The sequence below is a fragment of the Gemmatimonadetes bacterium SCN 70-22 genome (assembly GCA_001724275.1).
Lineage (GTDB): Bacteria > Gemmatimonadota > Gemmatimonadetes > Gemmatimonadales > Gemmatimonadaceae > SCN-70-22.
The window spans coordinates 1-25,227 of record MEDZ01000018.1; the positions used below are offsets into that span (position 1 = coordinate 1).

General features: G+C 71.4%; 16 protein-coding genes and 1 other annotated feature. Of the genes, 6 read left to right on the plus strand and 10 right to left on the minus strand.

The features are described 5' to 3' along the window. Positions 1-150: 150 nt before the first annotated feature. Complete coding sequence (locus ABS52_10345) at positions 151-1,542, minus strand: tyrosine phenol-lyase (protein ID ODT03152.1); 1,392 nt, start codon at positions 1,540-1,542, stop codon at positions 151-153. Between the two features lie 65 nt (positions 1,543-1,607). Here ABS52_10345 and ABS52_10350 point away from each other — a divergent pair, with 65 nt between their 5' ends. From ABS52_10350 to ABS52_10365, 4 genes are all read left to right on the plus strand, one after another. Next, entirely contained in the window at positions 1,608-2,261 is a 654-nt protein-coding gene (locus tag ABS52_10350; GenBank protein ID ODT03153.1) for an AraC family transcriptional regulator, read from the plus strand. 149 nt (positions 2,262-2,410) lie between these two features. Next, positions 2,411-5,503: a hypothetical protein gene (locus tag ABS52_10355; protein ID ODT03154.1), complete on the plus strand. Its 3,093-nt coding sequence runs from the start codon at positions 2,411-2,413 to the stop codon at positions 5,501-5,503. Between the two features lie 278 nt (positions 5,504-5,781). Then, complete coding sequence (locus ABS52_10360) at positions 5,782-7,071, plus strand: hypothetical protein (GenBank protein ODT03195.1); 1,290 nt, start codon at positions 5,782-5,784, stop codon at positions 7,069-7,071. After that, on the plus strand, positions 7,068-7,817 hold the full coding sequence (locus tag ABS52_10365) for a hypothetical protein (protein ID ODT03155.1): 750 nt from the start codon (positions 7,068-7,070) through the stop codon (positions 7,815-7,817). The genes ABS52_10360 and ABS52_10365 overlap by 4 nt, the downstream gene beginning before the upstream one ends. A 19-nt stretch (positions 7,818-7,836) precedes the next feature. Here the strand turns inward: ABS52_10365 and ABS52_10370 are convergent, their stop codons facing one another. From ABS52_10370 to ABS52_10390, 5 genes are all read right to left on the minus strand, one after another. Beyond that, positions 7,837-8,988 (minus strand): hypothetical protein, encoded by a 1,152-nt coding sequence (locus ABS52_10370; protein ID ODT03196.1) that lies wholly within the window; start codon positions 8,986-8,988, stop codon positions 7,837-7,839. Positions 8,989-9,014: 26 nt separating this feature from the next. Next, the gene (locus tag ABS52_10375) at positions 9,015-11,378 is read right to left on the minus strand and encodes a hypothetical protein (protein ID ODT03156.1); all 2,364 of its coding nucleotides are present in this window, start codon (positions 11,376-11,378) and stop codon (positions 9,015-9,017) included. A gap of 2 nt (positions 11,379-11,380) precedes the next feature. Continuing rightward, positions 11,381-12,130 carry an ABC transporter gene (locus ABS52_10380; GenBank protein ODT03157.1) on the minus strand — a complete coding sequence of 250 codons (750 nt, stop codon included), beginning with the start codon at positions 12,128-12,130 and terminating at the stop codon, positions 11,381-11,383. A gap of 283 nt (positions 12,131-12,413) precedes the next feature. Further along, positions 12,414-14,642, minus strand: coding sequence for an isoquinoline 1-oxidoreductase (locus ABS52_10385; protein ID ODT03158.1), 2,229 nt, complete (start codon positions 14,640-14,642; stop codon positions 12,414-12,416). Positions 14,643-14,651: 9 nt separating this feature from the next. Beyond that, positions 14,652-15,158: a (2Fe-2S)-binding protein gene (locus ABS52_10390; GenBank protein ODT03159.1), complete on the minus strand. Its 507-nt coding sequence runs from the start codon at positions 15,156-15,158 to the stop codon at positions 14,652-14,654. 178 nt (positions 15,159-15,336) lie between these two features. Between ABS52_10390 and ABS52_10395 the strand changes: the two genes are divergently transcribed. Beyond that, positions 15,337-15,594 carry a hypothetical protein gene (locus ABS52_10395; protein ID ODT03160.1) on the plus strand — a complete coding sequence of 86 codons (258 nt, stop codon included), beginning with the start codon at positions 15,337-15,339 and terminating at the stop codon, positions 15,592-15,594. A 9-nt stretch (positions 15,595-15,603) separates the two neighbouring features. On the opposite strand, the gene ABS52_10400 is transcribed toward ABS52_10395, so the two are convergent. Then, positions 15,604-17,514: a recombinase RecQ gene (locus ABS52_10400; protein ID ODT03161.1), complete on the minus strand. Its 1,911-nt coding sequence runs from the start codon at positions 17,512-17,514 to the stop codon at positions 15,604-15,606. 219 nt (positions 17,515-17,733) lie between these two features. Between ABS52_10400 and ABS52_10405 the strand changes: the two genes are divergently transcribed. After that, complete coding sequence (locus tag ABS52_10405; GenBank protein ID ODT03162.1) at positions 17,734-19,527, plus strand: hypothetical protein; 1,794 nt, start codon at positions 17,734-17,736, stop codon at positions 19,525-19,527. A 94-nt stretch (positions 19,528-19,621) separates the two neighbouring features. Here ABS52_10405 and ABS52_10410 read toward each other — a convergent pair whose 3' ends face one another. From ABS52_10410 to ABS52_10420, 3 genes are all read right to left on the minus strand, one after another. After that, the gene (locus ABS52_10410; GenBank protein ODT03163.1) at positions 19,622-21,745 is read right to left on the minus strand and encodes a hypothetical protein; all 2,124 of its coding nucleotides are present in this window, start codon (positions 21,743-21,745) and stop codon (positions 19,622-19,624) included. Continuing rightward, positions 21,737-21,840, minus strand: a binding site (TPP riboswitch). It overlaps the preceding gene by 9 nt. Positions 21,841-21,949: 109 nt before the next feature. Then, positions 21,950-24,367 (minus strand): hypothetical protein, encoded by a 2,418-nt coding sequence (locus tag ABS52_10415; GenBank protein ODT03164.1) that lies wholly within the window; start codon positions 24,365-24,367, stop codon positions 21,950-21,952. A 115-nt stretch (positions 24,368-24,482) separates the two neighbouring features. After that, complete coding sequence (locus ABS52_10420) at positions 24,483-25,010, minus strand: hypothetical protein (GenBank protein ODT03165.1); 528 nt, start codon at positions 25,008-25,010, stop codon at positions 24,483-24,485. Positions 25,011-25,227 lie beyond the last annotated feature (217 nt).

Genomic DNA, 25,227 nt, shown 5'->3' on the forward strand with positions numbered 1-25,227 from the left:
GGCGCGGGCGCTCCTGAGGCGCGGGCGCCCCTGAGGCGCGGGCGCCCCTGAGGCGCGGGCGCCCCTGAGGCGCGGGCGCCCCTGCGGCGCGGGCGCCCCTGCGGCGCGGGCGCCCCTGCGGCGCGGGCGCCCGCGCCAGGCACTTGTCCCCTAGTCGGCGTACAGTGCACCCGCCATCGGGGCGAGCTTCGCCGTGAAGTGACGCAGCGCCGGCGGCTGCTCCACGATCCGCATCCCACGGATGGCGTGCGCGCGCTGCCGCAGGTAGCGCAAGACCTCCGCCAGGTAGTCCACGTGGCTCTGGGTGTACACCCGGCGCGGGAAGGCGAGGCGCAGCAGTTCCATCCGCGACGGCTGCTCGCTCCCGTCGGGTTGGAGCCCGAACATCACGCTCCCGATCTCGGCCGCCCGCACGCCTCCTTCGAGGTAGAGCGCACACGAGAGCGCCCAGGCCGGGTATTGCAGCTGCGGGATGTGCGGGAGCATCCGCCGGGCATCGAGATAGAGGGCATGCCCCCCTGGCGGGACGAGCATCGGGACGTCGGCCGCTTGCAGCTTCTCGGCCAGGTACTCCACCGAGCGAATCCGGTAGCGCAGGTAGTCTTCCTCGAGCACTTCCTGCAGCCCCACGGCGATCGCCTCGAGGTCATAGCCCGCGAGCCCACCGTACGTGGGAAATCCCTCGGTGAGGATCAGGTTGTTGCGACACCGGGCGGCGACCGCATCGTCGTTGAGCGCGAGGAAGCCGCCGATGTTGGCCAGGCCGTCCTTCTTGGCGCTCATCGTGCAGCCATCCACGTAGGTGAACATCTCGCGCGCGATCTCGGCGGGCGTTCGCTCGGCGTACCCCGGCTCGCGCAGCTTGATGAACCAGGCGTTCTCGGCGAAGCGACAGGCATCGAGGAAGAACGGGACGTGGTGGCGCACGCAGATCTCGTGCACCCCCCGGATGTTCGCCATGCTCACCGGCTGCCCCCCGCCGGAGTTGTTCGTGACGGTGAGCATGACCAGCGGGACGCGCCCCGCATGCTCGCGCAGGGTGCGCTCCAGGGCGTCGAGGTCCATGTTCCCCTTGAAGGGGTGCACCAGCTCGGGGTCGCGCCCCTCCACACACGGAAGGTCGAGCGCGATGGCCCCGCGATCCTCCACGTTCGCGCGCGTGGTATCGAAGTGGGTGTTGTTGGGGACGACGTCCCCCGCCTTGACCATCGCGCCGAACAGGATGCGCTCGGCGGCTCGCCCCTGGTGCGTGGGAAGGACGTGCGCCTTGTGCGTGATCTCGGTAACGGCGTCGCGGAAGCGATGGTACGAGCGGGCCCCGGCATAGGACTCGTCGCTTTGCATCATGGCGGCCCACTGGTTGGCCGACATGGCCCCCGTCCCCGAATCGGTCAGGAGGTCGATGAGGACATCGCGGGCGTCGAGGCGGAAGACGTTGTAGTGCGCCGCCTCGAGGGCGGCGGCACGCTGTTCGCGCGTCGTCTGCCGAATGGGCTCCACCGTGCGGACGCGAAAGGGCTCGATGATGATGTGGGTAAACATGGGCGTGAAACTGTCCGACGCCTCCGACTCGCGCGTGAGGGTGTCCCCCGCATATCATGTAGGGGATGACCATCATTTCGTCTTCTCCCGCCTCATCACGTCCGCTCCCGATCCCGCGGCGGACCGTGGCCATCGTCCTCTTCGATGAGGTCGAGGTGCTCGACTTCGCCGGACCGTTCGAGGTCTTCTCCGTCTGCGGGCGACGGGCGCAACTGGATCCGTTCGACGTGTTCACCGTGTCGGAGCGCGGCCAGACGATCCGGGCGCGCAACGGCCTCGTGGTGACGCCGCTGCACTCGTTCGCGAGCGCGCCGACGCCCGACATCCTCGTGGTCCCCGGCGGCTTCGGCACGCGTCGCGAAATGAAGAACCCGGTGATGCTGGAATGGGTGGCGCGCGTCGGTGGCGCGAGCGAATTCCTGCTGTCGGTGTGCACGGGGGCCCTGGTGCTGGCCTGCGCCGGGCGACTGGAGGGGATGGAGGCGACGACGCACCATCTCGCCTTCGACGAGCTGCGCGCCGTGGCGCCGCGGACCACCGTGCGCGAGGGGGCACGGATCGTCGACAACGGACGCGTGATCCTGTCATCGGGGGTCAGCGCGGGAATCGACATGTCGCTGCATGTCGTCGCCCGCCTGCTTGGCGAAGACCTGGCGTTGGAGACGGCGCGGTACATGGAGTACGAGGGCGACTGGCACCGCGTGAACCGCCAGGGCTGAGCCCGAGGGCCCGAGCCGCGTCGCATGGGAAGCGCCGCGCCGGACGACATGCGGTGAACCTCGCGCCGTGGGCGGCGGCGTGGGCCGGATCGCGTGACAACGGACGTCCCAAGCCTTAGCCTTTCGGCGTCTCCCACCCTCCTTCGCCCATGTCGTCCCTCGTCGCCCGCATGTCGTCATCTCGCGTGCCGCCCACGCGCCCTGTGTCTCGCGTCGTCCTCGCCGAGGCGAGTGTCGCCATCGTGACCCTCGCGTTGCTGGCCACGCCATTCTCGCTCGGCGCGCAGCAGGGCGGCGACTTCAGCACGCTGCGAGCGCGCACCATCGGTCCGGCCAACATGAGCGGGCGGATCGTCGACATCGCCGTCAACGAAACGGATTCGTACGAGTTCTATGCCGCCAGTGCAACGGGCGGCGTCTGGAAGACGCGCGACAACGGCGTCACCTGGAAACCGGTCTTCGAGCGCGAACGGGTGCATTCCGTCGGTGCCATCACTGTGGACCAGCGCGACCCGCGCATCGTCTGGATCGGGACGGGTGAGGCGACGAACCGGCAGAGCTCGGGGTGGGGAGACGGCGTCTACAAGTCGACCGACGGCGGCGACACGTGGACGAACGTCGGGCTGCGCGACAGCAAGCACATCGCCCGCATCGCGATCGACCCCACCAACTCCGACGTGGTGTACGTCGCTGTTCCCGGGCATCTGTGGGGGCCCAACCCGGAGCGCGGGCTCTACAAATCCACAGACGGCGGGAAGAGCTGGGCCCTCGTGCTCGCGAAGGACGAGGATACAGGGGCCGTCGACGTGGCGATCGATCCATCGGATCCGAACATCGTCTACGCCGCCCTGTACCAGCGCCGCCGAGCCCCCTTCGGCTTCGTGGGAGGGGGCCCGGGGAGCGGGCTGTACAAGAGCACCGACGCGGGACGCACCTGGCAGAAGCTGGAACACGGGCTCCCCACGGGGATCGTCGGGCGCATCGGGATCTCGATCTATCGCAAGGATCCGCGCATCGTCTACATCTCGCTCGAGCAAGGCGAGCGATACACGTCGTCCGTCTCCTACGCGAAGCGCGCGGGGGGCGTCTTCCGCTCCGAGGACAAGGGGGCGTCGTGGCGGCACATGAGCGACTGGAACCCGCGCCCCGCCTACTCCTCGCAGATTCGTGTCGATCCCTCCGACCAGAGCCGCATCTACATGGTGCAGTACTCGGTGAGCGACGACAGCGGCAAGACCTTCGTGGAACCGCGGCAGTCGTTGCACGGCGACGACCGCGTGGTCTGGGTCGATCCCAAGGATTCGCGCCATCTCATCAAGGGCGACGACGGTGGTGTCGGGATCAGCTACGACCGCGGGACCAGGTGGCTGTACGTCTCCTCGCTCCCGGTCTCGCAGTTCTACCACGTCTCGGCCAGCACCTCATCGCCGTACTTCGTGTGCGGCGGGTTGCAGGACAACGGCAGCTGGTGCGGCCCCAACCAGACCTTCTCCACGCAGGGCATCCTGAACGACGACTGGTTCCGCGTGGGCGGCGGCGATGGCTTCCACAACGTCATCGACACCACCGACAACCGCACGGTGTACTCGTCGTCCCAGTATCTCGGGATCACCCGGGTGAACCTCCAGACGCGCGAGGCCAGGAACCTGCGCCCGACCGTCAAGGAGGGCGAGGGACCGAAACTCGGCAACTGGGGGGCGCCCGATCCCCGCGTGGGGAAGAAGATCCCGCCAGCCGGGTGGAACTCGCCGTTCCTGATCTCCTCGCACGACCCCAAGACCGTCTTCGCGGGGATGGCCGTGCTGTGGACGAGCGATGATCGCGGCGACACCTGGCGCTCGTTAGGGAACCCGACCACCGGCGTCGACCGCCGCTCGTTGCGCATCATGGGCCAGGAACCCGAGCCCACGACGCTCTCCCTGGACGACGGCGTGTCGTACTACCCGACCGTATCGGCGCTCAGCGAGTCGCCCCGCGTGAACGGGCTCCTGTACGTGGGGACCGACGACGGCAACGTGAAGCGCACCCGCGACGGCGGTCGTACCTGGACCGACCTGACGCCGAGCGTTCCCGGCGTCCCGAAGCACACGTGGGTCGCGTCGCTCGTCGCGTCGCGCCACGCCTCCGGGACCGTCTATGCCGCCTTCGACGGTCACCAGGGCGACGACTACACGAACTACCTGTTCAAGTCGACCGATTACGGCGCGACGTGGACCTCGATCGTCAACGACCTTCCGCCGGCACGGACGATCCGCGCCATCCTCGAGGACACGAGGAACCCGAAGCTCCTCTACCTGGGGACGGAGTTCGGGCTGTACGTCTCGTTCGATGGGGGCGCCCACTGGTCGCCGATGCCGTTCGGCATGCCGACGGTACCGATCAACGACCTGGTGATCCAGCCGCGCGAGAACGACCTCGTCCTCGCCACCCATGGACGCGGGATCTGGATCATCGACCAGCTCAGCGCGCTCCAGGAGCTGACCCCTGCGGTGCGAGCGGCCGCCGGCCACATCTTCACCATCAATCCGGCTGCCCAGCTGCGCATGTCGAGCACCAAGGCGCACGCGGGCGACATGCTGTTCCGGGGCGAGAACCCGCCGAACGGCGCGATCATCGACCTCTGGGCGCGTGACGGCATCCCCGAGGGGAGCGCCGTGACGATCCACACGCCGGGTGGGCGCGAGGTGGCGCGCGTCCCCCTTTCCGCCAGCAGCAAGGGCGGCGTGGTGCGCGCCATCTGGAACCTGCGCCTCCCGGAGTTGCGGCGTGGGCGCCAGGACGGGGATGACGACGAGGGGTTCGGCGGCGGGCTCCCCGGGCGGTACGCCACTCCGGGCACGTACGAGGCCCGCCTGGCCATCGGGGGGAACACGTACGCACGACGCTTCCAGGTGGTGGAGGATCCACGGGTTCGCCTGACACCGATCGCGCGGCAGCAATGGACGGCGGCGCTCGACCGGATTGCCGTTCTCTATCGCGAGGCGTCGGCGCTGGCCGACTCCGCGCGCGCCGAGGTCCGGCAACTCGAAGGGACCACGCCCCGCGACGAGGCGCGGCTCGCCGCGGCACGCGACGTGGCGGAGACCGCCGCCGAGCTCGTGCAGCGGATCGCCGCCCTCTACGGGAACGTGGTGCGCGTCTCGGAGCCGCCCACGACCGACCAGCGCGCCCAGATGGGATACTTCCCCACCGTCCTCGAGTCACTGCGGGTGCGGTGGCGCGCGTTAGGCACGCGTTCCTGAGCCCGGTGCGCCCCTTCGGCGGCCGCATGGGGCCGGGGGCGGCCGCGCGCTTCGGCCCGGCGCGGCCCGCCGACAACCACCGGGTGATCCGGGCGGTGGCGTGCCTCCTCATGGCCGCCCTGGCCGGCGCGTGCGCCACCCCCGCCCCTCCCCACGCCGATGCGACGGGAACGCCCGTCCTTCGCTGGGGAGGTGACGCCGAAGGCGGGGCCCCGTACGTGGAGGCGGATCCGGCCCACCCGGACAGCGTGCGGGGGTTCGACGTCGAGGTCGCGGCCATGCTCGCCGAGGGGCTGGGCCGCCAGCCGCGTTTCGGCCAGGTGGCCTTCGCGTCCATCCCGGCATCGGTGGAGCGGGGCGACTTCGACGTGGGGCTCTCGGGCGTCGAGGACAATCCCGACCTGCACCAGCGCCACAGCGTCTCGCTCCCCTACTTCGAGTTCCGCGAGGTGCTGGCGGTCCGCCCGGCCGACACCGCGCGCTATCGGTCGCTCGCCGACCTCGCCGGGAAGCGCGTCGGGACACTCGGCGCCACCATGGCCTTCCGCATGCTCGACGAGGATGCCCGACGCTCCGGGGTGATCCCGGTGTCGTACGACGACGACGTGCACCCCTACACGGATCTTGCATCCGGCCGGCTCGACGCGGTGCTCCTCGACCACATCATCGCCCAGCGTGCGCTGCGCCGCACCGGGGGCTTCGTCATCCAGCCGGGGAGCCTGGCCACCGGGCACTACGTCGCCGTCTTCGCCAAGGGCGACAGCGCCCTGCGCGACTCGGCCAACGCCATCCTGCGCGAGCGCATGCGCGACGGGCGGCTGGAGCAGGCGTTTCGCCGCTGGAACATCTGGGACGAGGGACAGGCGCGGCACTTCGAGCGGGTCCTGGCCGAGGCGCCTGGAGCGGGAGCCGGCGCGGCCAGCGGGCGCGGGACCATGATCGGGCGCTACCTCCCCGCCCTCCTGCGCGGCGCGGGGCTCACCCTGGTCCTTTCCTGCCTGGCGATGCTGCTCGCCGTGGTGCTGGGGGTCGCGGTCGCCGCGGGACGCGTGTACGGCCCGCCGGTGCTGCGGCTCGCGCTCACGGCATACGTCGAGGTGATGCGGGGGACGCCGGTGCTCCTCCAGCTCTTCGTGCTCTACTACGGGCTGTCGAGCGTGGTGCGCCTTCCCGCCTTCCTTGCCGCCGTGATCGGGCTGGGACTCAACTACGCCGCGTACGAGTCGGAGATCTACCGCTCGGCGCTCATGTCCATCTCACCCTTGCAGCTGGAGGCGGCGCGGACGCTGGGATTGTCGGAGATACAGGCGCTCCGCCTCGTGCGCGGGCCCCAGGCCTTCCGGCTCGCCCTTGCCCCCATGACGAACGATTTCGTCGCCCTGCTCAAGGACTCGTCGCTCGTCTCGGTCATCACCGTCGTCGAACTGACCAAGCAGACCGCCATCTACGCCACCAACATCGGGAGCTGGTTCATCCCCGGAGTGCTGTGCGGCGCGCTGTACCTCGCGCTCTCGCTCCCGCTCGCGCGCGCGGCGCGCGCGCTGGAGCGCCGCTGGAGCCACGGGTGAGCGCACCGCTCGAGATCCGCGGACTCTGCGCGCAGCGCGGGGGGCAGGACGTCCTGCGCGGCGTCGACCTCGACGTCGCCCCCGGCGAGGTCTGCGCGCTCATGGGTGTCTCGGGCGCGGGCAAGTCGACCGTGCTCCGCACCGTCGCGGCGCTGCAGCCCTTCAGCGCCGGGCGCATCACGATCGGCGACGTCACGTTGCAGCCGGGGCCGCTCCCTCCCGAGTCCCGCCTGCGGGCCCTGCGGCGCGCGGTCGGGATGGTCTTCCAGCAGCACGCGCTGTTCGAGCACCTGACGGCGCTCGGGAACGTCACGCTCGCCCCCGTGCATGCGCTGGGTTGGCCGCGCGAGCGCGCCGAGCAGGTCGCCCGGGAGCTCCTCCGGACCCTCGGCGTGCTGCACCGCGCCGGGGCGCTCCCCCGCGCGCTCTCCGGGGGTGAGGCACAGCGGGTGGCGATCGCCCGCGCGCTGGCCCCGGACCCGCTCCTCCTCCTGATGGACGAGCCCACGTCGGCGCTCGATCCCGCGCGCCGGGTATCGTTGGGCGAGACGCTGCGCGTCCTCGCCCGTTCGGGGCGCGCCCTCCTCGTCGCCACCCACGACGTCGACTTCGCCCGGGGGTGCGCCGACCACGTCGCCATCCTGTCACACGGCGTCCTCGTCGAGCACGGCCCCGCCGCCACGGTCCTCGCGCGGCCGCGGCACGACGCGACGCGCGCCCTCCTGCGCGCCCCGCCCGACCGCTGACGGCCGCCAGGCGCAACGCTCAGGGGATGGGACGCACGCGCCCCCCATCCTTCAGGCGCTCGTCGGGACGGAGGATGACCGACGTTCCCGCGGCGATCCCGTCCTTCACCTCGACCTCCTGGGCCCCGCGCTCCCCGAGCGTGACCGGGGTGAGATGCGCCCGCCCCGCCTGCACGGCGAAGACTGCCCACCCCGAGTCGAGCGGGACGAGCGCCGCCGACGGGACGCGCAGCACGCGTGTCCCTTCCCACAGGATGACGCTCACGTCGAGCTCGAAGGCGTCGCCGAGCCCGCTGACGGGGCCGTCGAAGGCCCCGATGACATTCACCCGCTGCTCGTCCACGCCCAGCGCCGAGCGCTTGGTGAAGGCGGCAGGCTCCACGCGCACCACGTGCGCCGTGAGCGGGGCGCGGCTGGCCGCGCGCAGCTCCATCGTCATCCCGGGCCTGATACGCGCGGCATCGCGCGTGAGGACGTCACTCACCACCTCGATGCGGCTCGGGTCGCCGACCTCGACCAGCGGCGTCCCCGCGGGGACGACGCGGTCGTGGCTCTCGTACAGGCGCAACACGAGCCCGTCGATGGGCGACACGACGGCGACGGGGGTCCCGCTACCGCCCCGTGGGTCGGCTCCGAGGAGCGCGGCGCGCGCCGCCCGCTCCCCTTCCCGCGCGGCCGCGACGCGCGCCGCCCCGGCCTCCACCTCCCGCTCGCGCACGTGGACCAGGTCGCCCGCCTGCTCCAGGTCGCGCTCGGCAATCGCCCCGGCCGCGGCGAGACGCTGCGCCCGGCCGAGGTCGCGGCGCGCCTCCGCCAGCGCGACCCGCAGTTGTTGCAGCTGCGCGCTGGCCTCGGCCGCCCGGCTGACGGCCTGCGCCACCAGTGCCTGCGCCTCCGTGCGCGTGCGCGGGTCGAGCGGGGCCGGGTGCAGGCGCGCCAGCACGTCGCCGCGGCGCACCGAGTCCCCGACCTCGTACCGGCTCTCCTCGACCCGCCCCGTCACGGGCGCCGCCACCTCGACGTGATCGCGGACGCGCGTCACCCCTTCCTCCTCGAGGGTGACCCGCAGCGTCCCGATCGCGGCCGGCGCGACCTGCACGTCGAGGGCCTCCGGGCGGAGCTGCCAGGCGATCGCCGCCGCCAGCAGTCCCCCGCCAACGATCCACAGCATCCTGGTGCGGGACAGTCGCATCGCGTTCACTCCCGGGTCTTGAGCACGGCGATCAGGTCGAGGCGGCCGATCCGGCGGCGCACCGCCAGCGCGGTGAGGAGGGTGGCCAGGGACACCACGGCGACCCCGATCGCGTAGGTCACCGGCCGTGTCACGATCGGGATGCGGTAGAGGGTCGACTCGAACCGGATCACGATGAGCCACGTGAAGAAGTACGCGACCCCAAAGGCCACGGGGAACGACGCGACGGTGAGCAGGACCTGCTCGCCGAGCAGCATCCCCGAGACTTCGCGCTGCGTGAAACCGAGGATGCGCAGGCTCGCCAGCTCGCGGCCGCGTTCCGACAGCGCCACGCGTGCGCTGTTGTAGACGATCCCCCCTGCCATGACGAGGGCGAATCCCAGCGTCATGACCAGCGAGATGTTGAAGCTCTCGGCGATCGTCCGCTCGAACCCCTCCAGCGTGGCCCGGCGGACGTTCACCCCCGCCACCGCCGGCATGGTCTTGAGGCGCTGGTAGAGCACGTCGATCGTCCGGGCATCCGCCCGCAGCACCGCCCCCGAGTAGGTGTCCACGCTTCCCTCGATGCGGCGCAGCACGGCAGGGTGAATGTAGGCCACCGACCCCAGGAGATCGGCATTCAGCCCGGACACCTCCAGCGGCACCACGCGACGGTCGCCCTCCAGCAGCTCGAGTTGCACCTGGTCGCCCACGCGCGCGCCGATGCGCCCGGCCAGCGACGCGGACAGGAGGATCCCTTCCTCCGGCACCCGGCGCACCGAGCGATCGAGCGCCACGACCCGCCGCAGCTGCGCGTCGGGAGGATAGGCGAGCACGGACGTGCGGTAAGTGGCCGCGTGATGGCGCAGGCGCACCGGCACGGCGCGGAATCCCTCGACTTCCAGCACACCCGGCTCGCGCGACAGCGCGCGCACCGCGTCCCGGCGTTGCAGGTCGCGGAAGACGACGGTCACATCCCCGCGATCCGTGAAATGGAACTGCAGCGTCTTGATGAAGTCGATGGAGTCGAACATCCCCTCGATCGTGATGACGAGGCCGCCGGCGAGGGCCAGGCCGGCGATGGTCATCATCGTCTTTCCCTGGCGCCGCTCGATGTTGCGGGCGATCACGAGGTGGCGGGGCGAGCGCGTGAAGACCCCAGCGAGGCGCTCCAGCGAGCCACGCCGGTACCGTGCCGGTGCCTCGGGGCGCATGGCCTCGGCGGGGGGGAGCGAGACGCCGCGGACCACCGCGCTCAACGCCCCGAGGAGGCCGAACCCGCCCCCGATCCCCGCTGCGGTGACGACGATGGACCAGTCCGGGGTGAAGGGGGCGGCCGGAAACTGGAAGAAGCGTGCGTACACGACGGCCAGCCGTCCCGCGAACCAGAGCCCGGTGATGGCCCCCAGGATGATGCCGGCACCGACCGGCACCATGGCCAGGCCGATGTAGTGCCACGCAATGGACGCACTGCCGTAGCCGAAGGCCTTCAGCGTCGCCACCTGTTCGCGCTGCATCCCCACCAGGCGCGACAGGACGACGTGCAACAGGAAGGCGGTGATCCCGAGGAAGATGGCGGGGAGGATCACGCTGGTCACCTGTGTCTCGTCGATCTCGCCGTCCAGGAACTGGTGCGACACCTGGTCGGAACGCCCGTAGGCCCCCACGGAACCGTGAGACGCCATGCGCGCATCGACCGCATCGATCACCGCCTGCTCGTCGGCCCCGGGCGCCAGCGCGATGGCCAGGTCGTTGAACGCGCCCTCGAGGTCGAAGGCTGCGGCCAGCGCCCCGCGCCCCATCCACATGACCCCGAAGCGTCGGTTGTCGGGGAAGATGCTGGCACCGGTGATCTCATAGACGTACTCCGGCGAGATGCCGATGCCAACGATCCGCAGCTGGCGCCAGCGCCCGTTGAGGACTACGCCCACCGAGTCACCCACCTGGAGGCGATTGGCGGTGGCGAAGGCGCGCGATGCCACGACCTCGAAGTCGTGACCGGCCGCAGGCCACCGCCCCGTCGACAGGTGCAGCTCGTTGAGCGCCGGGAGGCGCGGCACGGCGATCGAGACCAGCCGCACGACCGCCGGTTCCGCGAGGCCCGGAACGTCAGCCACGGCGTCGGACACGATCCGGGCGTCGACCTGGCCCACGCCGTCGATCCGCCGCACCTCGTCGGCCGCGCGCATGGGGGCGCGGCGGACCGAGACGAAGACGTCGGCGAAGCGCGAGGTGCGGTAATAGGCGTCGCGCGACGCCCGCAGGTAGCCGTTCATCGACCGCAGGGAGACGAACAGCGCGAGGCCGCAGGCGACGACCGCGGCGATTGCCGCCATCTGCCCGCGATAGTGCCAGGCATCGCGCCACAGTTTGCGGTCCAGGGCGCGCATCGCTACCACGCCAGCTCCCGGGGGGGGCGACGCTCCGCGTTGCGCACTTCCTCGACGATGCGCCCGCTGCGCATGCGCAACACGCGGTCGGCCATCGCGGCGATCGGCGCGTTGTGCGTGATGACCGCCGTCGTCGTCCCCAGCGTGCTGTTGATGTGCGCGAGCGCGTCGAGCACGACCACGCCCGTCTCGGCGTCGAGCGCGCCGGTCGGCTCGTCGCACAGGAGGACGTCTGGGCGCTTGGCCAGCGCCCGCGCGATGGCCACGCGCTGCTGCTCGCCACCCGAGAGCTGCGACGGGAAGTGGTCCAGCCGCTCGGTGAGCCCCACTCGCGCGAGCGCCTCGCGAGGATCCATGGGATCGGTGGCGATCTCCGTCACCAGGGCGACATTCTCGAGCGTCGTCAGGCTGGGAATGAGGTTGTAGAACTGGAACACGAAGCCGACGTGTTCCCGACGGTAGCGGGTGAGGTCGCCCTCGGTGGAGGCGACCAGGTCGTGCTCGCGGAAGTGCACCTCCCCGCTCGTGGGTGCATCGAGCCCGCCCAGGATGTTCAGCAGGGTGGACTTGCCGCTCCCCGACGGCCCCAGGATCACCACGAACTCGCCAGGGTACAGGTCGAGGTCGACGCCCTGGAGCGCGTGGACGTCCACATCGCCCATCCGGTACGTCTTGGTGAGCCCGCGCGCCGTGAAGATCGCCGGCCGCGCCACCGACGGCGAATCCCCGCGAGCGCGCTCGTCCGGCGTCATCTCGTACCCTCCTCGTCCGCCTCGAGCGATACCTAGGCGCGGAAACACGCCGCGTCTGTCAGCCGCAGCGTGCGGCGACGTCAGCGCCCCCCCGACGAAGGTGCCGCGCCACGCGCCGTGCAGCCAGAGATGCCCGCATCGCAGCGATACGCGCCCAGCGCCCGGGGTGCCCGGCGCAGGGGGGCCCGGCGCAGGGGGGCCCGGCGCAGGGGGGGGCCGGCGCAAGACGGGGCGGCCGTCGCCGGCCGCCCCTCCGAACCTCATCCGAACCGGCGCCCCTTCCCTACGCCCAGCGAAAGCCGCTCTTCGAGAGGGGGAGCGTCCGCACCCGCTTCCCCGTCGCCGCGTAGATGGCGTTGCACAACGCCGGGACGACCGGCGGGAGCGCCGGCTCGCCCATCCCGGTGGGCGAGTGCTTCGTGATGTTGAAGTGCACCTCGACCGGCGGCGCCTGGCGCATGCGCAGCAGGGCGTACTGGTTGAAGTTCCCCTGCTCGGTGCGCCCGTCCTTGATCGTGATCTCCTGCGTCATGGCCTCGCTCAAGCCGTCGAGCACCGAGCCTTGCACCTGCTGTTCCGCCCCGCTGGGGTTGATGATCACGCTCCCGACGTCGCCGGCCACCCAGACCTTGTGGACCTTGATGGCGCCGTTGCCCGAGACGCTCGCCTCGACGACCTCGGCGAAGTAGCCCCGGTGGCTGAAGTGGAACGCCACGCCGCGCCCCGTCCCCTTGGGGAGCGGCACCTTGCCCCACTCCGACTTGGCCGCCACCAGCTCCAGCACGCCCCGCATGCGCTCGGCGTCGTAGGCCGCGCTGCCGTCGGGATTGGCCACCAGGCGCGGATTGCCTAACAACTCGAGGCGGAAGTCCACGGGATCCTTCCCCGCCGCCTCCGCCAGCTCGTCGATGAACGAGTGGAAGACGAAGGCGAGGGCGTTGCTCCCCGGCGCCCGCAGCGGCCCGGTGGGGACGCCCGAGGGGATGAGGGTGTACCCGAGGTGGAAGTTCGGGATGAAGCGGGCCGGGAACTCCGCGCCGGAAATCCCGGCGCTCGCCCCGAAGCGGTCGCCCTCGCCGAACGAGACGAAGTGGTCGCGCCAGGCCACGAGCTTCCCTGCCGCATCGACCCCCGCCGTGAGATTGTGCCACCCCGCGGGACGGTAGAAGTCGTGGCGCATGTCATCCTCTCGCGACCAGACGAGCTTGACCGGGACCCCCGCTGCGCGCGCGATCCACGCCGCCTCGACCATGTAATCGTTGCTCAGGCGGCGCCCGAAGCCGCCACCGGCACGCATCATGTGGATCGTGATCGCCCTCTCGTCGAGCCCCAGCGTGCGGGCCACGAGCTGGCGCCCGGGGTGCGGGTTCTGGGTCGGGGCCCAGATCTCCGCCTTCCCGTCACCCACCACGGCGGTGCAGTTCTGCGGCTCGAGCGTGGCGTGCGAGAGGAACGGATAGAAATACGACGCCGAGACGACCTTGGCTGCCCCCTTGAGCGCGGCATCGACGTCCCCGTCGGTGCGCAGGGTGTTGGCCGGCGCCTGGCTCGCGAGCTCCGCGGCGCGCGCGGCGTAGCTCGCCGTGGACTGCGCGGCCGTCGCCCCCTCGTCCCACGTGACCTGCAGCTGCTGGCGCGCCCTCTGCGCATGCCACCAGGTATCGGCGACGATCGCGACGCCACCAAGCAGCCCGTTGAGCGCCGTCCCCCCCTCCACGACGAGGGCGTTCCGCACCCCAGGCATCGCCTTGATGGCCTCGAGGTTGGCCGACTTCACCTTGCCGCCGAACACCGGGCACTTCTCGAAGACGGCGTACTTCATCCCCGGCACGGTGACGTCGATGCCGTAGAGCGGCTTGCCCGTGACGATCTTCGGGTTGTCGACCCCCTTGATGCGCTGCCCGATGATGCGGAAATCGCGCGGGTCCTTCACGGGGACCGACTTGAGGTCGGGCGGCGACAGCGTGGAGGCCTTGCTCACCAACTGGCCATAGCGGAGCGAGCGCCCCGAGGCGCGATGATGCACCACTCCTGCGGTCGTCGCGCACTCGCTCGCGGGCACCCCCCACGTCCCCGCCGCCGCGGCGACGAGGAGCTGGCGCCCCGCTGCCCCCAGGCGCCGGTGTTCGTCCCAGTTCATCGGCGTCGCGGTGCTCCCGCCGGCGAACTGCTGGCCGAACTTGTCGGGCTCACTGTCGGCCTGCGTCACGGTGACGTCCTTCCACTCCACGTCGAGCTCCTCGGCGATGATCATCGGGAGCATCGTCTTGACGCCCTGGCCGATCTCGGGGTTCTTGGCCACGATCGTGACCTTGCCGTCGGGCGTCAGGCGGATGAACACGTTAGGCGAGAAGACATCCGAGGGAGCCGGCGGATGCCACCCCTCCACGGTGTCGGCGAGCGCCTCAGCGGGGCGGATGTACGCCCCGAGCAGGAGGCCGCCGCCGGCGATGGCCGAGACGCGAAGGAAGTCGCGCCGATCCACTGGGCGGGGAGTCCGGGTCGAGTCCATGGCGCCTCCTTATGCGTTGTCGCCGCCCGACCGGCCGGCCGGGGCGGTGGCGTTGGGCCCGATCTCCGCGGCGCGGTGGATCGCCTGGCGGATGCGCAGGTACGTGGCGCACCGGCAGATGTTCCCGTTCATGGCGGCGTCGATCTGCTCGTCCGTCGGGTTCGGCGCGCGCTTCAGGAGCGCCGCCGCCGACATCAACTGGCCGGCCTGGCAGTAGCCGCACTGCGGGACGTCGAGCTCGTCCCACGCCTGCTGCAGCGCCGCGAGTGTGTCCCCGTCGGGAGCGATCCCCTCGATCGTCGTGATGTTCGCGCCGTTGACCGCTTCCACGGTCGTGCGGCACGAGCGCGTTGGCGTCCCATCGCGGTGCACCGTGCACGCACCGCACTGGCCGATGCCACAACCGAACTTCGTCCCCTTGAGGTCGAGGACGTCGCGCAGTACCCACAAGAGCGGCATGTCCCCGGGGACATCGACGGTGTGGGCCTTTCCGTTGACCTTGAGTGTGTACGCCATGGCGGGGCGGGTTCGGAGGAGTCGCTCGCCGGTGGCGGGCGAGCCATAATTTTACGCGGTTTTCCCCCCGTCCGCTGTGGCGAGTTCAGCCCTTTTCCGGCCGCCGCGGGATGCGAGGGGGCGACGAACGCTGCATCTTCAGGGGCGCGATCGACCCGGCGCCGCAGCCACGCCTCCCATGTCCCAGACCATTCCTCCCGACCTCCACCCCGCCCTCCGCCAGCTTCTGGACGCCGAACTCGCTGCCGGCAACATGGTGCGGGAGGTGGGGCGCGGCTTTCCCCAGCCGGGGAGCCTCCTCGTCCAGCTGCGCGACCCGTTCAAGCACAAACCCGATGTCCTCCCCGCCGGGGTGACGCACGTGGCCCTGAACGATCCGCACTGGTGGATGGACGAGTACCACGCCGGCGACCCGCCCCAGCTGCTGGTCGGGTAGCGCCCCGCTTCAGCGCTCGGCCGCGCGCACCACGTCGATGAACGCGTCGCCGTAGCGCGCCGCCTTGGTGGCGCCGATCCCGTAGATCCCCTCGAGCGCCGAGAGCGAGCGCGGGCGCAGGGCGGCGATCTCGTGCAACGTCCGGTCGCTCGCCACCACGTACGGCGGGACGCGCTCCGCGCGTGCCAGCGCCAGCCGGCGCTCGCGCAGCGCCTGGAAGAGCGTGGCATCGGCGGCGGAGAGCGAGGTGGCGTCCGAATCGGCGCGTGCCTCCCTGGTCCCGGAGGGGCCCTTCGATCGGGCGCGCGCCGGGCCATCGCTCGGGAGAAGGAGGCGCACGGGCCCCTGTCCGAACAGGACCGCCTTCCCCGCGTGCGTCAGCGCCAGCATCGGGCGATCGCCCCCGGTAAAGTCGACCCACCCGGCGGTCACGCAACGGCGCAGCAGCGCCGTGATCCAGGACTCGCTGCGTCCGCGCAGCGCGCCGAAGGTGCGCGTCTCGTGCAGCCCCGACCGCTCCAGCCGCGGGTCCGGGAGACCGGCCAGGAGCTTCACGGCCGCCTGGAGGCCAAAGCGGCGGTGCATCCGGGCCACCGCGCTCAGCGCCTTGCGCACTGCGATGGCGGTCTCCTCGGCGTCGGCGGCACCTGGCGCCTCGAGCGCCGTGCAGTTGTCGCACTTCCCGCACCCGGCCAGCGTCTCCGCCTCGTCGCCGAAGTAGCGCAGGATCGCGTCGTGGCGGCAGCTCCCCCCTTCGGCCCAGCGCATGAGTTCGAGGAAGAGTGACCAGCGGTGCTGCACGCGGGCCGCGTCCACCACGCCCGAGTCGTTAGGCATCTCGAGCAGCCGCCGGCGGAGCGGGAGGTCGCCCGGCGCGATGCACAGGACGCCGAACGCGTCATCGCCGTCGCGTCCGGCGCGCCCGACCTCCTGGTAGTACGCCTCGAGCGACCCTGGCGGGGCGAGGTGCAGCACCGCCCGCACGTCGGCACGGTCGATCCCCATCCCGAAGGCGTTGGTGGCGACGATGACATCGAGGGCGCCGTCGCGGAACCGTTGCTGGGCGCGCGCGCGCACCTCGCCGGCGAGCCCGGCATGGTACGCCGCCGAGCGCCACCCCGCGCGGGCCAGGCGCGCATGCTCGTCCTCCGTCCGCTTGCGCGTGGGCGCGTAGACGATGACCGCCCCGCGCCCCGCGCCCGGCGTCCCGATCGCCTCCGCCAGCGCGGCGTCGACCACGCGCGCGGCCTCGGCCGCCGAGCGCACCTCGCGCACGCGCAATCCGAGGTTGGGGCGTGCGAACCCGCGCACCAGCTGCGGCGTGTCGGCCCCGAGCCCCAGGCGTTCGAGGATCTCGTCGCGCACCACTGGCGTCGCGGTGGCCGTGCACGCCAGGATGCGCGCCCCGGCCAGGTCGGCCACCAGCTCCCCCAGCTGCAAGTAGTCGGGGCGGAAGTCGTGTCCCCATTCCGAGATGCAGTGCGCCTCGTCGATGGCGACCAGCGGGCAGTCCAGGTCGCGCGCCAGCGCGCGGAAGCCCGGAAAGGCAAGCCGCTCCGGCGCCACGTAGGCGATCCGGAACTCCCGGTTCGCCAGCGACGCCATGCGGCGGCGGATCTCGTCGGCATCGAGGGTGGCGGCCAGGAAGGTCGCCGCGACTCCGCGCGACGTGAGCGCCGCCACCTGGTCGTGCATCAGCGAGACGAGCGGCGAGATCACGAGCGTCGTGCCCGGGAGGATCGTCGCCGGAAGCTGGAAGGTCAGCGACTTCCCGCCCCCTGTCGGGGCGACGAGGAGGAGGCGCCGCTCGGTGAGGATCGTCTCGATCGCCTCACGCTGCCCGGGCCGGAACGCGTCATACCCCAGTGCCCGAAGGGCGGCGTCGAGGTCGGGGAGCGAGCGAGGCGGGGCGTCGGACATGGTCACAAGTTCACGAGACGGTCGTGCCGCTCGCAACCGTCGCGCTGCGGCAATCACCAGAAGCGCAGCGCGACGCCCCGCGCCTCGCGCGCGCCCGGGGCGCCGCCGCGACCTTGGCGACTTCTTCACCCGTCGCGACCCACGCGTGGGCCACTTCCCGACTGGCACGCCCGCGTGCCGGGAAACCAGCTTTCTGCCTCATCACCTCACACCCCTCGCATGCGAATCCTTCGATGTGCCCTTGCCGCGAGCGCGATCGCCGCGGCGATCACCGCCGCCGACGCCTCGGCCCAGCGCCCCTCGTCGCTCAACGCCTACGGGAATCCGCGCCGTGTCGCCCCCGCGCCGACCACCGCGGCGATCACGGCGCGCGACCTCCAGGTACGTCTCTACCAGTTCGCCGACGACTCGATGCAGGGGCGCCAGGTGGGACGCGTGGGGAACATGAAGGGGACCGACTACATCGCCCGCGAACTCCGGCGGATGGGCGTCAGGCCCGCCGGGAACAACGGAACGTACTTCCAGGTCCTCCCCTATCACCTGCGCCGGTTCACGGACCAGTCGCGCCTTTCCGTCAGCGGCAACCCGCTGCAGTGGGAGCGCGACTGGGTGGCGGTCCCTGGTGTCCGCGCGCCCCGCCCCGTTGTCGGGGCGGAGGTGATCTTCGGCGGGGTCGCCGGCGACACGATGCGGCAGGTCTCGCGGGCCGAGGCCGCCGGGAAGTTCGTCGTCGTCGTCCCGTCGCCCACGCCGGCCGCGGCACCCGTCGCCCCCCGGGGGCGCTTCGCGCCCTCGCCCCCGTCCCGCTTCTCGGATGCGGTCGCGGTGGCCACGGTGGACCTCGATGCCCTCACGCCGGCGCAGCGGCGCGCCATCAACCTCCCGACGGTGGCCACGCAATCCGGCGGCGGACGCCCCCGCCCGGCGGCGCCTGACGCGCCCCTCGACTCGCTCACCTACTTCAAGCAGCAGGTCGACCAGCTGGCACCGCAGGCGGTCATCCGACTGACGCGCGGCGCCGCCGCGCGCCTGTTCGGTGTCGCGTCGCTCGACGCGCTCGCCCCCGGCGCTCGTGGCGGGACGGTCAACGCCTCGCTGGACTACGTGGAGCAGCCGTCGGACTACGCCCGCAACGTCGTCGCCGTGATCCCCGGAAGCGACCCGGCGCTGGCCCGACAGTACGTGGCGATCGGCGCGCACAACGACCACGTCGGCCTCACCACGCCGGTGGACAAGGACTCCATCAAGGCGTTCAACGACGAGCGCAACCGCCGGTTGCTGGCCAACAGGATGATCGCCCTCACCCCGGCGCAGCTGGCGGAGATCCGCGTGAACATGGACAGCATCCGCCGGGTCCACCCGGTGGCGCGACTCGACTCGATCAACAACGGCGCCGACGACGACGGTTCCGGCTCGATGGCGCTCCTGGAGATCGCCGAGTACGTCCAGGCGATGAAGGTCAAGCCCAGGCGGTCGACGCTCCTCGTCTGGCACACCGGCGAGGAGGCCGGGCTGGTCGGCTCCGCCTTCTTCACCCGCAACCCCACCGTCCCGATGGATTCGATCGTCTCGCAGCTCAACATCGACATGATCGGGCGCGGGCGCGAGGGCGACCTCCCCGGCGGATCCTCCGACTACCTGGGCGTCGTGGGATCGTTCTTCGACTCCCGGGACCTGGGCGAGACGGTCGCCGCCGTCAACCGCAAGCAGCCACGCCCACTGGCGCTCGACTACCAGTACGACTCGACGATGTCGTGGAGCGGGTACAACAACATCTACGGGCGGAGCGACCACTACAACTACGCGCTGCAGGGGGTGCCGATCGCCTTCTTCTTCACCGGACTGCACGGTGACTATCACCAGCGCTCGGACGAAGCGGAGTACATCGACTACCCGCACTATGCCCGGATCACGAACTACATCCGCGACCTCGCGGTGGCAGTCGGGAATGGCCCGCGCCCGCGGATCAACGGGACGCGGCCGGCCCGTCCGCCGCGGCCGGTCGTTCCCTGAGCAGCGCCGGGGCGACCGGCGCAGGCGCTCGATCGGGAGGGGACGGATGGCGGCGGCGAGGGACGGTCCCCCGCCGCCGCGCGCGTCCTGCCGCCTACCAGCTCGTCTCGGCGGTCACGAAGACGCTCCGCGCCGGGAGGACGAAGTAGCGCACCGTCCCCGACGACGACACCGACCCGCTCCCGTAGCCCTGGCGGTTCCCCAGGTTCACGCCGCGCACCGTGAGGGCATACCGCGCGCGGGAGAAGCGCGCCGCCCCATCCAGCACGTAGTACGCCGGGAGGAGGCGATCGGCGCTGGACGTGTTGTCGAGGAAGGCGCGTGACTGGTAGCGCCCTTCCGCGGAGACGGTCACCGTGCGGGTGAGGGACAGGTCGGCCCGCTGCGTCGCCATGAAGCGCGGCGTGAGGAGTGGTTCCACGTTGCGCAGCACCTGCGGCGTTCCGCGCGAGGAGTCGGTGAACTGGCGGATGCGGTTGGCGCTCCACGTCAGGTTGCCCCCCAGCGTCAGGCGGTCGATTCCCCGCCAGCTGCCATCCAGCTCGATCCCTCGCCGGTAGCTCGCCCCGACGTTGCGCCGCGCCACCGCCCCCGATGCGGTCGGAGGACCGATCCGGGCGATGTCGTTGCGGAAATCCATGCTGTAGACGTTGGCCTGCACCTCCCACGCCGGCCGCGTGAGGGAGAGCCCGACCTCGAGGTCACGCACCGTCTCCGGGCGCACGCGCGTGAAGTCGCCGATGTCGGCTTCGTTGTACGTGCTCAGGTCGTCGTCGCCGGCGAAGAGGTCGCTGCGCGCCGGCTCGCGCGTCGTGGCGCCGTACGATGCGAAGGCGCTCACTCCTCGCCCCAGCGTGTACGTCACCCCGCCCTTGGGATTGAAGAACGTCCAGTCGATGGAGCGCCCGGCAACCCCCGCGTTGGGGTCGGGCTCGTAACGGAACGAGGCGTGACGCCCCTGCAGGTCGGCGAACCACCGGGCCCGCCCGACGTCCCGCGCGACCTTGAGGAAGGCGCTCACGTCGCGCTTGTGCCCGGTGTTGTCGTACAGCGTGGTGCTTGGGCGCAGGTAGCCGCGGTGCGCGCGGGCGTACGTGTTGGCGTTGATCCCGGCGTTCAGCCGCCACGCTCCCGCGTCGTGGTTCACGGCGCTCGTGACCCCGTACCAGCGGTGGGCGAGGTTGAAGCGATACCGGTCGTCGCCGTCGAACCAGTCGTAGTTGCCGCTCGCCGCGTTGCGATAGACGGTCGTGTTGAGCGAGGTCGCATCGCTGACCAGGCGCGTGTACGCGAGGGCGACCATCTGCTGACCGAAGCGATCGTGCTCGTCGGGCGACAGGGGGTTGAAGCGCCGGTTGCGGGCGAGCTCGTCGAGCGTCGCCCCCACATACGAGAGCGTGTCGGAGAGGACGCCGGCCAGTGCGGTGAGCTTGAGGATGTCGCGATCGCCGAACCACCCGGCCCCCACCAGCGCCGAGCCGCCGGCCACGCCGCTGTGGTCGCGGTAGCCATTGGTCCGCAGCACGCCCGCGCGCGCCTGCACCGCGAGGCGGTCGCCGGCCCCGCCGAGTCCCGAGCGATACGCGCCGCTGATCCGCTGCGAGCCGAACGAGCCGGCCTGTACCTGCAGGTCGCCGCCGCCGCGGCGCTGCGCCACCGGCATCGTCTCGAAGTTGATGGACCCGGCAAACGACGCCGTGCCGGCACTGCTCGTCCCGACCCCGCGCTGCACCTGCACCGACTGCACGCTCGACATCAGGTCGGCGAAGTTGGCGAAGTAGAGGACCTGGTCCTCCATGTCGTTGAGCGGCACCCCGTCGATCGTGATGTTGATGCGGGTCTGGTCCATCCCGCGCAACCGGAGGTACGAGTACCCCCAGTTGGTCCCCGTCTCGGTGTGCGCGGTGAGCGACGGCGACGCCCCCACGAGGAGGAGCGGCACGTCCTGCCCGAACTGGCGCTGGCGGATGGTCGCCGCCGGAATCGTCTTCTGGGCGATCGGCGCCCCCGAGGCGGCGCGGATCGCGGTCACGAGGACACCCTCGAGCCGCCGCCCCGTGTCGGCGGTGACGCGCGTGGTGTCGGTCGCCTGCGCCGCGACCGCCGCAGGGCAAGCCGAGGCGAGGGCCCCGGAGACTGTCAGGATGGCGATGGCATGGCGCGCGTCGCGCGACGCGCGGGCGGAGCGCGCGATGCGCCCCCACGAAAGAAACTTCATCTGTGGACTCCCTACGCCGGTACGAACCGGATCAGGTTCTGCGGGACTCTCTCAGCCGGCGCTCACTGGCGGCGCCGGCACCCCGGTCATGTGGCCGAACGATAACCAGCGCGCTGCCTCCGGTGAAGCGGCGGCCGGCACGGAGCCGCCGAGTCGCCGGACCTCCGTGATTCTTCGGGGGGCTCGCCCCGTGGCTCGCCGCGCCTACTCCGACCGCAACGCCTGCGACGGCGCCACCTGGCCGGCGCGTCGCGAAGGGATCCAGACCGCGAGGAGCGCCACCGCCAGCAAGACCCCGGCCGAGCCCCCGAGCGTCGCCGGATCGGACGGCGACACATTGAAGAGGAGCGATCGGAGCAGCCGCGAGGTCGCGACCACACCGGCGGCCCCCGCGAGCAGCCCGACGCCTAACGGCACCGCTCCCGTCGCCATGGCGCCACGCACGACGCCCGCACCGGTGGCGCCAAGCGCCATGCGGATGCCGAACTCGTGTCGCCGCTCGCCGACCGCGTAGGCCATCACACCGTACACACCGACGGCCCCGAGCAGGAGTGCCAGGCCGCCGAAGAAGGTGAGGACGCCCGCGAAGAACGCGCGCTGGGACATGGAGGCGTCGAGGACCTCCGACAAGGGACGGATGCTGGCGATCGGGATCTCGCTGCTGATCGCCTCGACCGCCTGACGCACCGGCGTGACTTGCAGCGACGGCTTCATCACCGTCCGCACCATCACCACCATCCCCGGCACCGGAAACTGTCGCAGCGGGATGTACATCTCCGGATCCGGGGCGCGGTCGAGTCGCCGTTGATGCACGTCGCCCACTACCCCCACGACCCGGAACGGGCGATTGCCGAACAGCTGGATCGTGCGACCCACCGCGCGCTCCCCCGGCCAGAGCGTGGCTGCCATCGTCGCGTTGACCAGCCCCACCATCTCGCCCTCCGCCACGTCGCCGGCCGACACGTCACGTCCCTCCAGCAGCGGCATGCCGACCGTCCGGAAGTAGCCCGGCGTCACCACGCGGAAGTTCGCGGCGGGCAGCGGTCCGTCCATGGGCGGACGGTGTCCCTCCGCGAGGTACGGGAACGCCCAGTTGCTGCGCGTGAACGGGAGGAGATGAATGGCCCCCACGCCCGTGACGCCCGGGAGCGCCGACAGGCGGTCCGTCACCTGCTCGTAGTATTGCGCCGCCCGCTGCCCCCCATAGCGCGCATCCGGGGGGGCGATCTCCACGGCCAGTACCTGCGACGTCTCCATCCCGGGGTCGACGGCACGGAGCGCCCGCATGCTCGACAGGAGGAGCCCTGCCCCGCTCACCACCACGAGGGCGAGCGCCACCTCGATCGCGATCAGCGCGGCGCCCACTCGCCGCGCGCCGCGTGTCCCCCCGGCGGTGCGCCGCCCCGACGCAAGGTCGGGGCGCAGGTCTCCGCGCGTGGCGCGGAGCGCGGGAACGAGCGCGAATCCAACGCCGGAAAGCAGCGAAACGCCGAGGGCGAACGCCAGCACACGCAGGTCCATGCCCGCCTCGCCCGACCGGGGGAGGCCCGAACGCTCGGCCACCTGCAGCGTCGTCAGGAGCCCCTTGGCCAGCGCCGTTCCCAAAAGGCCGCCGATGAGCGCCAGCACGACGCCCTCCGTCAGCTGCTCCCGCACGAGGCGACCACGGTTGGCGCCGAGTGCCGTGCGGACCGCGAATTCCTGGCGACGCCGCTCCCCGCGCGCCAGGAGCAGGTTGGCCAGGTTCGCGCAGGCCAGGAGGACGACGAAGCCCACCGACGCCAGCAGCAGGCGCAATGGCGTCTCGACGTCGCCCACCATCGACGTGAGGAGCCCCATGACGCTCGCGCTGCGCACCGCGTCCTCGTCGATGACTCCCGTGTACGCTCCGCGCAGGCGCTGCATCGTCGCGCGCACCTGTTGCGCCGCCACCTCGACCGTGACGCCGGGACGCAGGCGGGCGGCGATGCGGTTGACGTACCACGTGCTGTCGTTCGCGATCGTGCGCCCCGGCGGGAGGCTGAGTGGAACCCAGACCGCCGTCTCCGGACCCCCAGGCTGGAACGGCGCGACGAAACCGCGGGGCATCACGCCGACGATGGTCCGCATCTCGTGTCCGAAGCCGTCGAGGCGAAGGCGCTTCCCCACGATCGACGGGTCACCGCCAAACCGGCCCTGCCACAAGGCGTAGCTCACCAGCGCGACGTCGGAGCGCTCGGGGCTGCGCGCCTCCGGACCGAAGGGTCGCCCGAGCGCCGGCGTGACCCCGAAGACGGAGAAGAAGTCCGCGTCGACCGCCTGCGCGGCGAGCGACGCGGCGGGTCCGTCACCGCTGAGTGTCAGGTCCGGGAAGGCGATCCCGGTCGATGCGGCCAGCGCCGGCACCCCCTCGGCGAGGGCGTCCGCCAGCGAGATGTTGGCGTTCTGCCCCGGTGACACGAGCACCAGGCGCTCCGGCTCGGGATACGGGAGCGGACGCAGCATCACCGCGTTGACCACGGTGAATATCGCCACCGAGGCTCCGATCCCGAGGGCCAGGGTGGACAGGGCCGCGGCCGTGAATCCCCAATCCGCTTGCAGCCTGCGGATGACGATGCGTATCTCGCTCCACACTGCTTCCACGCCGTTCCTCCGGTTGCGGTTCTCGTCTGGCGATGCCCGTTCGACCCGCCCGGGAGGAAATTGGTTGCTACCGGGGGCGGGGACGCGGCCGGTGACCGCGTCCCCCCTGGTTCCGCTACCCGACGATGCGCTGCTCGATCGAACTCTTCAGCTCCCCGTCGATGACCGGCGACTGGAGGAGGCAGCGGACGCGCTCCAGGTTCGACATGGCGAGGTCGTTTCGCCTCGCCTTCTGCCAGAGGATCGCCGCTTCGAAGGTTGCGCGAAGCTCCATGGCGGGATCGCCGAAGCGGGCCGCCTCCTGGGCGGTCTGGTCGAGCGTGATGGCCGCGTCGGTGAGCTTGCCGTCGAACAGCTGGATTCCCGCCAGGCGCCACAGCGCAGTCCCGGCGTAGACGTTGGCCGCGCGTTGCTCCTGCACGAGCGTGCGGTAGAGCTGGCGCGCCTTCGCCGAGCGTCCCGTCACGCTCGCCTCGTCGGCCTGGGCGAGAAGGCGTTGCAGCTTGACGGTATCCGGCGCGGGATTCCGCGCGGCAAACGAGGACACGCGGGCGATGGCGGCGGTCCCCTGGTCGGCGAGCGCGGAGCCGGCGGCCACCGGGAGCACGAGCGCGCTGAGCAGGAAGTGGAAGGCAGGGCGCATGACGGGTACCTCCGTATGATGGATACGTCGTCGCACGTCACCATGCGTGCGCCGGCGTCGTATCCAATCAGACGGTGGCAGCGCGGCCGTGGGTTCTCCGGTGGGACGGAGCGCCACGGTGACGTGATGGAGGGCGCGACGTCGCGACGTGATGCACACGACTCGTCCCGTGCCGGGCTCGTGCGAGCGCCCAAACGATCCGCGGCAGGGACGGCCG

Bases quoted from the DNA above. Each gene is read 5' to 3' on its own strand.
- ABS52_10345 (ODT03152.1), bottom strand. From the start codon at position 1,542: ATGTTTACCCACATCATCATCGAGCCCTTTCGCGTCCGCACGGTGGAG.
- ABS52_10350 (ODT03153.1), top strand. From the start codon at position 1,608: ATGACCATCATTTCGTCTTCTCCCGCCTCATCACGTCCGCTCCCGATC.
- ABS52_10355 (ODT03154.1), top strand. From the start codon at position 2,411: ATGTCGTCCCTCGTCGCCCGCATGTCGTCATCTCGCGTGCCGCCCACG.
- ABS52_10360 (ODT03195.1), top strand. From the start codon at position 5,782: ATGCTCGCCGAGGGGCTGGGCCGCCAGCCGCGTTTCGGCCAGGTGGCC.
- ABS52_10370 (ODT03196.1), bottom strand. From the start codon at position 8,988: ATGCTGTGGATCGTTGGCGGGGGACTGCTGGCGGCGGCGATCGCCTGG.
- ABS52_10375 (ODT03156.1), bottom strand. From the start codon at position 11,378: ATGCGCGCCCTGGACCGCAAACTGTGGCGCGATGCCTGGCACTATCGC.
- ABS52_10380 (ODT03157.1), bottom strand. From the start codon at position 12,130: ATGACGCCGGACGAGCGCGCTCGCGGGGATTCGCCGTCGGTGGCGCGG.
- ABS52_10385 (ODT03158.1), bottom strand. From the start codon at position 14,642: ATGGACTCGACCCGGACTCCCCGCCCAGTGGATCGGCGCGACTTCCTT.
- ABS52_10390 (ODT03159.1), bottom strand. From the start codon at position 15,158: ATGGCGTACACACTCAAGGTCAACGGAAAGGCCCACACCGTCGATGTC.
- ABS52_10395 (ODT03160.1), top strand. From the start codon at position 15,337: ATGTCCCAGACCATTCCTCCCGACCTCCACCCCGCCCTCCGCCAGCTT.
- ABS52_10400 (ODT03161.1), bottom strand. From the start codon at position 17,514: ATGTCCGACGCCCCGCCTCGCTCGCTCCCCGACCTCGACGCCGCCCTT.
- ABS52_10405 (ODT03162.1), top strand. From the start codon at position 17,734: ATGCGAATCCTTCGATGTGCCCTTGCCGCGAGCGCGATCGCCGCGGCG.
- ABS52_10410 (ODT03163.1), bottom strand. From the start codon at position 21,745: ATGAAGTTTCTTTCGTGGGGGCGCATCGCGCGCTCCGCCCGCGCGTCG.
- ABS52_10420 (ODT03165.1), bottom strand. From the start codon at position 25,010: ATGCGCCCTGCCTTCCACTTCCTGCTCAGCGCGCTCGTGCTCCCGGTG.